This window comes from Mesorhizobium sp. M4A.F.Ca.ET.050.02.1.1, from assembly GCF_003997725.1.
GTDB lineage: Bacteria > Pseudomonadota > Alphaproteobacteria > Rhizobiales > Rhizobiaceae > Mesorhizobium.
Map to the genome: position 1 here is coordinate 1 of NZ_RZSG01000108.1, position 11,977 is coordinate 11,977.

The 11,977-nt window shown below is 61.3% G+C and carries 10 protein-coding genes; 8 read left to right on the forward strand and 2 right to left on the reverse strand.

Translation table 11 applies throughout. The annotated features are described in order from the left end of the window. The 5 genes from EOA33_RS10585 to EOA33_RS10605 form a co-directional block, all read left to right on the forward strand. A partial coding sequence (locus EOA33_RS10585; protein WP_145989105.1) for an ABC transporter ATP-binding protein occupies positions 1 to 1,409 on the forward strand: 1,409 nt, incomplete at its 5' end. Further along, on the forward strand, positions 1,406 to 3,304 hold the full coding sequence (locus EOA33_RS10590) for an ABC transporter substrate-binding protein (protein WP_127405592.1): 1,899 nt from the start codon (positions 1,406 to 1,408) through the stop codon (positions 3,302 to 3,304). The genes EOA33_RS10585 and EOA33_RS10590, both read left to right, overlap by 4 nt. 2 nt (positions 3,305 to 3,306) lie before the next feature. Continuing rightward, entirely contained in the window at positions 3,307 to 4,305 is a 999-nt protein-coding gene (locus tag EOA33_RS10595; RefSeq protein ID WP_126058886.1) for an ABC transporter permease, read from the forward strand. Then, positions 4,302 to 5,483, forward strand: a complete 1,182-nt coding sequence (locus EOA33_RS10600) for an ABC transporter permease (protein ID WP_126058887.1) — start codon at positions 4,302 to 4,304, stop codon at positions 5,481 to 5,483. The genes EOA33_RS10595 and EOA33_RS10600 overlap by 4 nt, the downstream gene beginning before the upstream one ends. A 190-nt stretch (positions 5,484 to 5,673) precedes the next feature. Further along, complete coding sequence (locus tag EOA33_RS10605; protein WP_127405593.1) at positions 5,674 to 6,153, forward strand: class I SAM-dependent methyltransferase; 480 nt, start codon at positions 5,674 to 5,676, stop codon at positions 6,151 to 6,153. Between the two features lie 21 nt (positions 6,154 to 6,174). Here EOA33_RS10605 and EOA33_RS10610 read toward each other — a convergent pair whose 3' ends face one another. Beyond that, positions 6,175 to 7,590 (reverse strand): adenylate/guanylate cyclase domain-containing protein, encoded by a 1,416-nt coding sequence (locus EOA33_RS10610; protein WP_126058889.1) that lies wholly within the window; start codon positions 7,588 to 7,590, stop codon positions 6,175 to 6,177. Between the two features lie 204 nt (positions 7,591 to 7,794). On the opposite strand from EOA33_RS10610, the gene EOA33_RS10615 reads away from it, so the two are divergent. The 3 genes from EOA33_RS10615 to EOA33_RS10625 all read left to right on the forward strand — a co-directional run bounded on the left by EOA33_RS10615 (position 7,795) and on the right by EOA33_RS10625 (position 10,772). Then, positions 7,795 to 8,619: a hypothetical protein gene (locus EOA33_RS10615; protein ID WP_126059399.1), complete on the forward strand. Its 825-nt coding sequence runs from the start codon at positions 7,795 to 7,797 to the stop codon at positions 8,617 to 8,619. A 173-nt stretch (positions 8,620 to 8,792) separates the two neighbouring features. Then, positions 8,793 to 9,317 (forward strand): GNAT family N-acetyltransferase, encoded by a 525-nt coding sequence (locus tag EOA33_RS10620; protein WP_126058890.1) that lies wholly within the window; start codon positions 8,793 to 8,795, stop codon positions 9,315 to 9,317. A 69-nt stretch (positions 9,318 to 9,386) separates the two neighbouring features. Next, positions 9,387 to 10,772, forward strand: a complete 1,386-nt coding sequence (locus EOA33_RS10625; RefSeq protein ID WP_126058891.1) for a hypothetical protein — start codon at positions 9,387 to 9,389, stop codon at positions 10,770 to 10,772. 79 nt (positions 10,773 to 10,851) lie between these two features. Here the strand turns inward: EOA33_RS10625 and EOA33_RS10630 are convergent. Next, positions 10,852 to 11,977 (reverse strand): polysaccharide deacetylase family protein (locus EOA33_RS10630; protein ID WP_145989106.1); only part of this gene is annotated, 1,126 nt, incomplete at its 5' end.

Genomic DNA, 11,977 nt, shown 5'->3' on the forward strand with positions numbered 1-11,977 from the left:
CCTTTGAACTTTCGGGAGGATTGCGTCAGCGCGCGATGATCGCCATGGCGCTTATCTGCCGGCCCGCCCTGTTGATCGCCGACGAGCCGACGACGGCGTTGGACGTCACCATCCAGGCGCAAATCCTGCAATTGCTGCGCGGGCTTCAGACAAAGCTGAACATGGCGATGCTGCTGATCACGCACGACCTCGGCGTGGTCGCCAATGTCGCCGACGAGGTGGTGGTCATGTACCATGGCGAGATCATGGAAGCGGGACCCGTCGAGGCGATATTCCGCCGGCCAGGCCACCCTTACCTTAAGGGTCTGATGGCAGCCGTTCCGCATTTCGACCTGAAGCCTGGCGAAAGGCTAAAGGCGCTCCGCGAGGTGCCGGTGAATGTCGGGAACCTGCTCGGCGAGCAGACGGCGCCGGCATCGAAGGGGCCGGACGACCTCCTGCTGTCGGTCAGGGATCTGAAAAAGACCTTCACTATCCGCAAGTCCGGATGGTTCGGCGGGGATCATCAAACCTCTGTTCGTGCCGTGGACGGCGTGAGCTTCGATATCAGGCGGGGTGAGTGCCTGGGTCTGGTCGGCGAAAGCGGCTGCGGCAAAACCACCGTCAGCAAGATCCTTATGCGGGCTGTCACCCCTAGCGGCGGCTCTGTGATCTTCAACGGCCGCGATGGGCCGATCGACGTCCTGGAAGGCGAGGGAGATGCCCTGCGTATGCTGCGCGCGAAAATCCAGATGGTCTTCCAGGATCCGGTTTCGTCGCTTTCACCTCGCATGACGGTGGAGAACATCTTGAGCGAGCCGTTGGAAATCCATCAACGTGGCAATGCCGCGTCCCGACTTGCCACGGTGAAGAGCCTGATGCAGGCAATCGGGCTCGATCCGCGCTTTATCAAGCGTTATCCGCACAGTTTCTCCGGTGGGCAGCGTCAGCGTATCGGCATTGCGCGCGCCTTGGCGCTGGGGCCTGAACTCCTGATCTGCGACGAGCCGGTTTCGGCGCTCGATGTCTCTGTCCAGGCGCAGATACTGAACCTTCTGAAGGACCTGCAGAAGGAACTGGGTCTGACCTACCTGTTCATATCCCACAACCTGGCGGTGGTGGATTACATGGCAGACCGCATCGCGGTCATGTGCGGCGGGCGTATCGTCGAGCTTGCGCCGCGCGAAATTCTGCTTAGGAGACCGATCCACCCCTACACACGCTCACTGGTTGCCGCAGTACCTTTCCCTGATCTCGACAGGCCGATGGATTTCAAGACGCTGAAGCTCGGCGGCGCTTCCGACACCAGCGCTTGGGGACCGCAATTCCGCGACGAGGGCGAAGAGGATACGCTGTCGCCGCTCGACCTTGGCGGCGGCCACCTCGTGCTGGCCCGACGTTCGGCCGATGTCAGCGAGCTACGCCCTTGATCAGCCGGCGCACCGTCCTTGGGCTCATGGCTTCGGCATTTCTGCCGAATACGTCAAGCGCCGGCGATCTGGAGCCGGAATTTCTTCAGCCGCGGCTGCAGGCCGGGGCGCTGCCGGCACTCGCCGAACGTCTGCCGAAGCGCCCGCGCGCGTTGAATCTCGCTGCGATCGGCCGGCAGCCCGGCCAGTATGGCGGCGCGCTGCGCACGATCATCGGCAGCCAGAAAGATATCCGGCTGATGACGATCTATGGGTATGCTCGCCTGGTCGGCTATGACGAAAAGCTCAACCTGCAACCCGACATTCTCGAAAGTTTCGACGTAGCGGATGATCGCGTCTTCACTTTCAAGATACGGGAAGGGCATAAATGGTCTGACGGTGGCACGCTGACGCCGGAGGATTTTCGCTATTGTTGGGAAGATGTCTGGCTGAACGATGAGCTTTCGCAAGGCGGGCTCGCCCCAGCCCTGCTGGCTGACGGCAAGCCGCCGCGCTTCGACATCGTCGATCCGTTGACGGTCCGCTATAGTTGGGATGCGCCCAATCCCGACTTCCTGCCCAAGCTCGCTGCTGCTTCGCCGCTATCGCTTGTTCTGCCGGCCGCCTATCTCAAGCAGTTCCACAAGAAATATCAGGATCCATTCCGGCTCGCCGGCCTGATGAAGGAGAACCGGGCCAAGAAATGGACGCTCCTGCATATCCGCATGTCGCGGCAGTATCGCCCGGAGAACCCGGATCTGCCGACGCTCGATCCCTGGCAGAACCGGACCAAGCCGCCGGCCGAACAGTTCGTCTTCGAGCGGAACCCGTTCTTTCATCGAATAGACGAGAATGGCCGGCAACTACCCTATGTTGACCGCATCGTCATGAATGTCAGCTCGTCGGCGATCATTTCCGCCAAGACCGGTGCGGGCGAGAGCGACCTGCAAAGCATGGGAATTGACTTCGCCGACTACGCCTTCCTGAAGGACGCGGAGAAGCGGTACCCGGTGAAGATGCATCTCTGGAAACGCACACAGGGTTCGCGGCTGGCGCTGCTACCCAATCTGAATTGCGCCGACCAGGTGTGGCGTGGCCTTCTTCGCGACGTTCGCGTGCGCCGCGCACTTTCGCTCGCTGTGGACAGGCGCGAGATCAACATGGCCGTGTTCTACGGATTGGCGCAGGAAAGTGCCGATACGGTCCTGCCGGAGAGCCCGCTCTACCGGCCGGAATTTGCCAAAGCCTGGGTCGCCCATGACCCCGACCAGGCCAATGCCCTGCTCGACGAGGTCGGGCTTCAGACGCGTGACGATGACGGCCTGCGGATACTTCCCGATGGACGCCCGGCGCAGATCATCGTGGAAACGGCCGGCGAAAGCACGCTGGAAACCGACGCACTCGAACTCATCACCGATCACTGGCGCAAGATCGGCATTGCGCTGTTTATCCGGACTTCGCAGCGCGACATCTTCCGCAGCCGCGCGCTTGGCGGCCAGATCATGATGTCGATGTGGTCGGGCATCGACAATGGCGTGCCGACCGCCGACATGAACCCGTACCAGCTGGCCCCCACCATCGACGACCAGCTGCAATGGCCGCTCTGGGGTGCTCACTACTTGTCTCACGGCACGCTCGGCGAGGCGCCCGATCTTGCGCCTGTGGTCGAGTTGATGGCTTTGCTCAAGCGCTGGAATGCATCGACCGAAGCCACGGAGCGCGCCGAAATCTGGAATTCAATGCTGTCGATCTACACCGATCAGGTGTTCTCGATCGGCACGGTGAACGGAACGCATCAGCCGGTTCTGGCATCCTCGCGGCTGCGCAATCTGCCTGAAAAGGCGCTCTACGGCTACGACCCGACAGCCTATTTCGGTGTCTACATGCCGGATACATTCTGGCTTGGAGAGACCTGAGCGTGCTTCGATATATTGTCTGGCGCATCGCCGTGATGGTTCCAACGCTGCTGGTCATATCGGCGCTGGTGTTCACGATCATCGAACTTCCCCCTGGCGACTATTTCGACAGCTATGTTGCCGAGCTTCGGGCTCAGGGCGAAGCGGTGGATTCCGATCGCATCGAGATGATGCGCAAGGACTATGGTTTCGACAAGCCGCCGATCATTCGCTACTTCTACTGGGTCGGCGGGATGCTGCACGGCGATTTCGGCTATTCCTTCGAATATGAGCTGCCAGTTCGCGACGTCGTCGGGGAGCGAATGTGGCTGACCGTGCTGGTTTCCTTCGTCACGATCGTCTTCACCTGGCTCATCGCCTTTCCGATCGGCATGTACTCCGCCACGCATCAATACAGCTGGGGCGACTACGGCCTGACCTTCTTCGGCCTTCTCGGCCTTGCCATTCCGAACTTCATGCTGGCGCTGATCCTGATGTATTTCGCCAATATCTGGTTCGGCACGTCCATCGGCCATCTCATGGACCAGCAATATCTCAGCGAGCCGATGAGCTGGGCCAAGGCGAAGTCGATCCTCGCCCATCTTTGGATCCCGGTTTTGATCATCGGCACCGGGGGCACGGCAAGCATGATCCGGCGGCTGCGCGCCAACCTGCTGGATGAGCTACACAAGCAATATGTCGTGACCGCGCGCGCCAAAGGCCTTCATCCCTTTAAGGCGCTGGTCAAATATCCGCTGCGCATGGCGCTTAATTTCTTCATTTCGGACATCGGCTCCATCCTGCCGGCCATTATCTCCGGCGCTGAAATCACGGCGATCGTGCTGTCTTTGGAAACGACCGGGCCGATGCTGATCAAGGCGCTGCAGAGCCAGGACATGTATCTGGCGGGGTCGTTCCTGATGTTCCTCGCTTTCCTGACGGTCATCGGAGTCCTGATTTCCGACCTGGCGCTGGCGCTGCTTGATCCACGAATTCGTTTGCAGGGCGGCAGCACCAAATGAACACGCAATCGCCGCTGCCCGCTCCGGGTGCCCCACTGCAACACTACGTTTCCATCGCGCCCTTTGACCTGCAGTCGGTCGAGGCGATGACGCCGGAGCAGTCGAAGGTTTTTCAGGCGTCACAGTTGCGGCTGATGTGGTGGAAATTCCGACGGCATCGGCTTGCCCTTATATCCGGCATGTTCCTGGCAGCGCTTTATTTCGGGATACTGATCTGCGAGTTCCTGGCACCCTACAATCTGCACACGCGCAACATGGACTACATCTATTCGCCGCCGCAGCGGGTGCACCTGTTCCACAACGGCCAGTTCGTCGGGCCGTTCGTCTATGGCCGCCAGATGACGCTGGATATGGACACGCTCAAGCGGAACTACATCGAGAGACAGGATGATGTACAGCGGATCCGCTTCTTCTGCAGGGGCGACGGTTATCGGTTCTGGGGTCTGATCGAAGGTGACAGGCACCTTGTCTGCCCTGCCGAAAACGGCCAGCTCTTTCTTGCCGGCACTGACAGGCTAGGGCGCGATGTCTTCTCGCGCGTCATCTATGGCGCACGCATTTCACTGACAATCGGGCTCGTCGGCATCAGTTTCAGCTTCCTGCTTGGCATAGTCATCGGAGGCCTGGCCGGCTATCACGGCGGTATCTTCGACCTGATCGTTCAACGGATAATCGAAATTCTGCAATCGATTCCCAGCATTCCGCTATGGCTGGCTCTGGCCGCGATCATGCCGATGACCTGGAGTCCGATCCTGATCTATTTCGGCATCACCGTCATCCTCGGGCTGCTCGACTGGACCGGACTGGCGCGGGCAGTGCGTTCAAAGCTTCTAGCCTTGCGCGAGGAGGATTACGTTCTGGCCGCGCAATTGATGGGCGCCAGCAGCAGCCGCATTATCCGGCGGCACCTCATTCCCGGTTTCATGTCGCATCTGATCGCGACGGCGACGATTTCCATACCAGGCATGATCCTGGGCGAGACGGCGCTCAGCTTCCTCGGGCTCGGACTGAGGGCGCCGATAACCAGCTGGGGCATCCTGCTCACCGAGGCGCGCAGCGTCAGCGTGATCGCGTTCTATCCATGGCTGCTTTTGCCGATGCTCCCCGTCATTCTCGTCATCCTGGCGTTCAACTTCCTAGGCGACGGCTTGCGGGACGCCGCAGACCCCTACAAGTGACATCGCTGTCCCGCCGCGCGCCGGGCCCGCCGGCTGCACCGGCAAGACCCCTGTTGGCAGCCTGTTCGGTTGTTGCGGTGTTGATCGTTCGCCTCTATATGCGGCGAGGCTCGATCGGGGGTTTAACCCGTGAACCGTTATGGTCGCGGGCATTGCCGATCACTTGAGCCGGTTCAGGACACAGACGCATATGTCTCGCCTCGAGAGCTTCATCCGCAGGCTGACCGCACAGCGCGACATTCTCGATCAAGTCTGCGCGGGGGTGGCGAAGATCGAGGGCCCCGTGCTCGAACTCGGCCTCGGCAACGGCCGGACGTTCCATCATCTGCGCGAGCACCTGCCCGGACGCCGGATCGTGGCATTCGACCGCGCGCTCGCCGCGCACGCCAGCTCAATCCCCGAAGCTGAAAACCTTGTGCTCGGCGAAATACGCGAGACGGCGAACAGGTTCATTGGCATAGACGCCGCCCTTGTTCATGCCGACATTGGCACCGGCTATGAAGATCGCGATGCAGTGACCGCTACCTGGCTTCCCGATCTGACCGCGCGCCTGCTTCGCGTCGGCGGCATCGCGGTCAGCGGCACGCCGCTCGACCACCCGCAGTTGCAGCGCCTCTTGCCGCCGCCTTCGGTGCCCGCAGATCGTTATTTTATCTATAGGCGCGTGTAAGAGCCGGAACGACTCAGGTCTTCAAGGGATCGTATATACTGCTATCTCTCGCTCAATGCCGCGCAGCGAGACCTCGTGGGCTACGGGCGTCAGCGCGTTCCTGTGCAACAGGTCGGCGGTGAGATTGTCGTCGACCACCGCGCGAGTGGCGAAGATCGCCTGTGCGTTGGCAAGGTTCTGGACCCGCGACGCAATGTTGACCGTCTGGCCGAAATAATCCTGCCGCTCGTTCAAAGACACGGCGATGCAGGGGCCGGCATGGACGCCGATCTTGAGCAGCAAATCCTCGCGCCCGCTCGTGTCGTTGAGCGCACGCATCGCATCGCGCATCCTGAGGGCCGCGGCAATCGCACGATCGGGCGTCGCGAAGGTCGCCATAACCGCATCACCGATCGTCTTTACCACCGCGCCGGCCTCCGCCGCCACGATCTCGTGCAGAATCTGGAAATGCGCGCGCACGAGATCGAAGGCCGCAAGGTCGCCCACCCGCTCGTAAAGCGCGGTCGATCCGCGCAGGTCGGTGAACAGGAAGGTCAGGCTGGTAATCTTCAGGCGCTGGTCGATGTCGAGTGTATCCGTGCGATAGAGATCGCGGAACGTCTGGTTGGTGAGCAGGCGCTTGGCGGTGAGGAAGGGCCGGCGTTTGCCCAGGAAATCATGCAATGCCTCGCCGGCGATGAAGACCGTCGGCAGCACGCGGGTTTCGGTCCTGTTTTCCAGCGAAATGCGCAACGGGCCAGGTTGCATCTCCAGCGTCTGGTTCTGGATATGGTCGCGGTCGAAGACTAAAGAGAGACTTCGGCGCTCCTTTGTTGGTTCGCCCTTCACGTCGATGAACTGCGCTGAATGGGTGACCGGCTCGAAGACGATAATGAATTCGGACGGAAGCTGTATGGGCAGAACCGCCTTTTCACCGGGCGCTAGTTCGATATCCTCCAGCGAGAACGCTTCCAGCTTTTTCGCGAAATCCTCATCCGGGACATCGACGCCGGACGCCCAGTAGATCTGGCGGAAATATTCCACCATCGGCAGTTCGTGTGGATTGTGGGCCGCAATCCTGCGTATGCGGGGACTGACGGTGAATGTCACCTCGACCATCTCGTCGAGGGTCGGCGAATAGCCCTGCGAGCACAGTGCGCAGCTGTATTCGTCCTTCTGAAGGGTTTTCAGCGTGGCGTTGGTGTCGAGCACGCCGCCACAGCCGGGGCACAGGACATTCCAGGAAATGTCGAAGATGCCGACCCGCGCAGCATGGAGAAAGGCGCTTATGGCGCGCTCCTCGTCGAGGCCATGCTTGCTGGCGAAGGCCAGCGTATTGATGCGGCAAAGTTCACGGTCCTCGCCCTCCGCGATGGTTCGCTTGATCGCTTCGATTGCCAGTGGATCGACATCGGTCGATTGCCGCAGAAGCGAGAACAGATCCTGGGCTTCGTTCATCGTGCAGGCTCCGGAAAATGCGCCCTCGAGGCGAGTTGACCGGACCGCGCTTTGGTCCGAGTGCCCCATTTTACGTCGAAACGGACCGTACGGCCATTCGAATAGATGAGCCTGGTGACAGTTCAATTCCCATTCGGCAGATTTTCACCGGCCGCAAGCGGCACTTTGATGGTATATAGGCATTCATCTTTGGGGCTCGCTCCCATGCCGACATCCAACAACCCACCGTTTCCCGCGGCCCTGCGCCTTTTCTCTGTGGCGGTCATCATCGTCTTGATCGTGGGCGCGGGCCTGTTTTTCGCGCCTGTGCTGGTCAAGCCGCGCTGGCCTTGGGCCGTCACGCCGTTCAATGCCCGCTTCCTCGGCGGCTTCTACACCGCCGAAATGGTCGTGATGGCGGCGCTCCTGTTGTGGAATCGCTGGTCGCCCGGCAGGCTCGTGCTCGTCATGGCCTTCATCTTCACCGTCATCGTGTCGGCGGCTTCATTCATCAATCTCGGCTATTTCAACTTCGAGCGCAAAGCACCGTGGCTCTGGTTTTTGGTCTATCTTGGCTCGGTCGCGGTATCCGGGGTGTTCCTGTGGCGGGCCAGGGCGCGTCCTTCGGCAAAAGGCGTGACGTTAAGCGCCGCATGGCGCGGCTACATGCCGGTGGAATCGGCGATCCTTGGGCTCTATGGCGTCGGCCTGCTGCTGTTTCCCCTGACATTCAGCAGCACCTGGCCATGGCCGGTCGATGCCTTCCACGCTCAGGTCTATAGCGCCATCTTCCTCGCCGGTGCGGGCGGCATATATCTTGTGTGGAGAAGCGCGCCGCGCGAGGAACTGCTGGTGCTCGGCCTGGCGCAGTTTCTGGTTGGCCTGCTTGCCATCCTTGGCCTCGTCATCACCGACGCCGCGGTGCACCGGATCGGCTGGACGGCGACCGGAACATTGGCGTGGCTCGCCCTTTTCGGCTGGATCGGCATCAGCGGCGTCTTCAAACTGTACGTCGCCTCTCGTTACTTTGGCTCGCAATCGGCATCATAGATTGCAGAGACGGCTGGATTTTCAGGTGACGTCCGGTGCATCGTGCCCAGCCGATTACCATAGAGCATTTCATCGTTCCAAAGGAAACGGCGAACTGCTCTATCTTTGTTCGGACGCAATTCCGGGCGGAAAACCGCTTACACTTTCCTGGAATTGCTCTAGCCGGGAACGCCATGAACAGCACGACTTCGCCATCCTCCGAGAAAATCCAGCCGCAGCTCCGACCCGTGCGGCCAAGCGATGCGGAGGCGCTTTGCACGATCTTCAACATGCCGGGCTTCCGCTGGGGCACTTTCAGGATGCCCTTCGAGAGGGTGGAGCAGGTGGAGCGGCGCATCGCCAAGTCCGGCCAGGAAACCACCTGGATCGTTGCGGAGCTGGACGGCAAGGTCGTCGGCCATGGCAGCTTGGTCGTGCAGGGTTCGCCGCGCCGTTCGCATATCGGCGAGATCAACATCGGCGTCGACGATGCCTTTGTCGGCAAGGGCATTGGCTCTGCCATACTTGGCGCGCTGCTTGACGTGGCCGACAACTGGCGGGCCCTGAAACGGGTCGAATTGACGGTCTATGCCGACAACGAACCGGCCATCCGTCTCTACACCAGCCACGGTTTCGAGGTCGAAGGTCGGCATGTGAAGGCCGGCTTTACCGACGGGCAGTACCACGACCTGCTGAGCATGGCCCGGCTGCGATTCTAGGATCCGCTGTATGGTCTTAACTGTCTGGTCTCCCTTGGCGTTTGCACCGCAAGCGGCTAGACGGGACCAATGACCGCCGTCTTTGATCCACCCCCTACGCCCCCGGCGGAAATTCTGGCGGTGCTTTCGCTGCTCTGCCCGGAAGTGGTGCGTGACATCGAGCAGAACTGGAATTCACAGGTTTCCGATTACGCCCGCCATCTGTGGCGGCCGGTGGCAAGGCCTGCATCAGGCCCGGCGATCGCTGCCCGCTCGATCCTGCGCGAAGTCCTGCATCAGCGCCTCAGTGTGATTGTGCAGCCTGAGGAGATCGGCAAGGCCCTCGAAGAGTTCGAGCACAGACCGGTGATTCAGTCCGGCCTGCATTGCCTGCTTCTGATGGACCGGATCACCTTCGATGCCCTCCTGCTTGCCTGGCTCGGCGCGGTCGAAAGCGGGCTGTCGGCCTTCTTCGCTTTCATGGGAACGACGATGACCATGGAGACAATTGGCCGGGAGGGGCCGGGCTGGCTCGATGTCGGCGACGACAAGGTCAACCTGTTTGGCATGGGCCGCCACAAACTGTGCCGCAAAAGCGCCTGCGCGGCCGGTCCCGTCTCCCTCAACAAGCGTGCGCTCGAAGCAGTCGGCGATGAAACCGATGCCAGCCGCTGGCTGGGCACGCTGCTTGCCAGCCAAAACAAGGTGTTTGGAACCGCTGCCGATGCGCTGACAGCCCTCAACGAGGATCTGGTCACCAATTGGGATCGTTCCGGCATGGCCCTGCCGGTTTTCATCGATGATCGGCTCGCCGCGGTTGCTGTAGCGCGGCATCTGGAAGATGACGGCAGCCTTCTTTCCAAGCTGCTCATCGAGCCCGCAAGACGCCAGCGCCTCGAGCATGCCTTGCAAGAGGCCGCATCGGGACCATTCGGCAGATTCCTGCCCAATGCCACGGACTATTTCTGGGGTATCCGCGAGCAGCGAGTACGCAAGCTCGTGCTGAAGAACGGGCACCTGATCGAGCCTGACAGGCCGCATGGTCTTTCCATCCCGTTCGAGCGGCCGCAGCTTGGGCAGGCGCTGCTGGATGGCGTGCTGCTGCCGAACTTGTTCCTGATGTTCCTCGCCCTTGCCATATTGCCGCGGGTGCGGGTCGTGGGCGGCCTGAGGCAGATCGGCTATGTAGCGCTTTTCCACTCGATCCTGCTGGCTGCGCTAGACGAAAACGTGCCGCAAGAGCGCGATCTGGCTGCGGAGCTGCAGGTACGGGAAAATGCCTGGGGCACTCGGGTCATTGATGAGAAGACCTCGGTCCGCGAGCAGCTTGCCGGCTTGCCGGAGGGGGCGCTCTTCCCGGACTTGCTTCGGCAATACCGATTGCGGACATTTGCCGAGACGACCGAAGACCTGAAACTGGTTCGTGAAAACGCCCGATGGCGCAAGATCGGCCAGGCAGGAATCAAGGCGACCTGAGCCTCTCACGTCAGGCCCTATTTCAGGGGGATGTTCTGGTGCGCAACCGCAAGCGAGGGCGGCGTCTGATCCAGTCGCATCATTCGAGCACCGCCTCGACAATGGCAACAAAGTCATCGAGCGAGCGATCCCCGCGAACCTCGATGCGCGGAAGGTCGATGGGATCGCAATCGAGGTCCGCCGGCCCGTGTCTACCGCCGAAGCCGATCCGATAGCCGCACTCCCTGGCCAGCCGGCCAAGCCTTCGGTCGGTGACAGAGAAGGGCGCCGCGAACGCCGTGGTTGGCCGACCGATCCACCGTTCGATGACCATACGAGAGCGCAGGAGCTCGGCGGCCAGGCCAGAACTCGACAGACCATCGATGGCGCGATGCGTCGCCAGATGGCTTCCGAAGAACGCACCTTCGGCGGAGAGGCGTCGCACCGTCCCGGCGTCCATAAGCTGCGTCGGCGGGCCGATCTCGGCGTCCCAGCGTGCGCTTTCACCCACCAGGTCCGTCACCAGGAACACTTCCGCGGTCAGGTCGTTCGCGCGCAAGGTCGGCCAGGCATGGTCGGCAAAGTTCTGGAAGCCGTCATCGAAGGTGATGAGCACCGGGCGGCCAACGAAAGGGCTGCGGTTGGCGATGAACCCTTCCAACTGCTCGGAATTAATCGCGTGAAAGCCATTGGCGCGCAGCCATCTCATCTGGCTGGCGAATGCGGTGGGCGTGAGCCGAAAGCGGGCGAGCGCGGCCGGACCATCGTCGGAGACGCTGTGATACATGAGGACAGGGATACGCTGCCGCCGCTCGTTACGCGCGACGTCGCGGCGCAAGGCCCGCGCCCCGCCCCAGACGATATTTCGCGCGACGCTGATTTCGATAGGCGCGCGGATTGGCACATAATCGATCACCGGTTCCGTCGCCACATCGTCCGGCGACAGCCGGCGGAAGCGGTCAATACGGTAGAGCTCGGTCTGGATCGATTGCTCGAGCACGAGACCTTCGGTCGCTGCCAGCGTCTCCGAGATCGCTTTTGCACCGAATGTGTTCCAGTCGAAGCCCGTCCTTTCAACATTGTCACGCAGCACGAATGCGTGCGCGCTGATGAAACTGCCGCCAGGCGCCAATGCTTCGGCGAATTTTTTGGCGATGCGCCGCAGCTCGGCGAGATCATCCAGATAGTAGAGCACTTCCGAACAGAAGATCAGATCCATCCCACCC

Excerpts from the sequence above, each read along its gene's own strand:
- EOA33_RS10600 (WP_126058887.1), top strand. The coding sequence starts at position 4,302 with ATGAACACGCAATCGCCGCTGCCCGCTCCGGGTGCCCCACTGCAACAC.
- EOA33_RS10605 (WP_127405593.1), top strand. The coding sequence starts at position 5,674 with ATGTCTCGCCTCGAGAGCTTCATCCGCAGGCTGACCGCACAGCGCGAC.
- EOA33_RS10610 (WP_126058889.1), bottom strand. The coding sequence starts at position 7,590 with ATGAACGAAGCCCAGGATCTGTTCTCGCTTCTGCGGCAATCGACCGAT.
- EOA33_RS10615 (WP_126059399.1), top strand. The coding sequence starts at position 7,795 with ATGCCGACATCCAACAACCCACCGTTTCCCGCGGCCCTGCGCCTTTTC.
- EOA33_RS10620 (WP_126058890.1), top strand. The coding sequence starts at position 8,793 with ATGAACAGCACGACTTCGCCATCCTCCGAGAAAATCCAGCCGCAGCTC.
- EOA33_RS10625 (WP_126058891.1), top strand. The coding sequence starts at position 9,387 with ATGACCGCCGTCTTTGATCCACCCCCTACGCCCCCGGCGGAAATTCTG.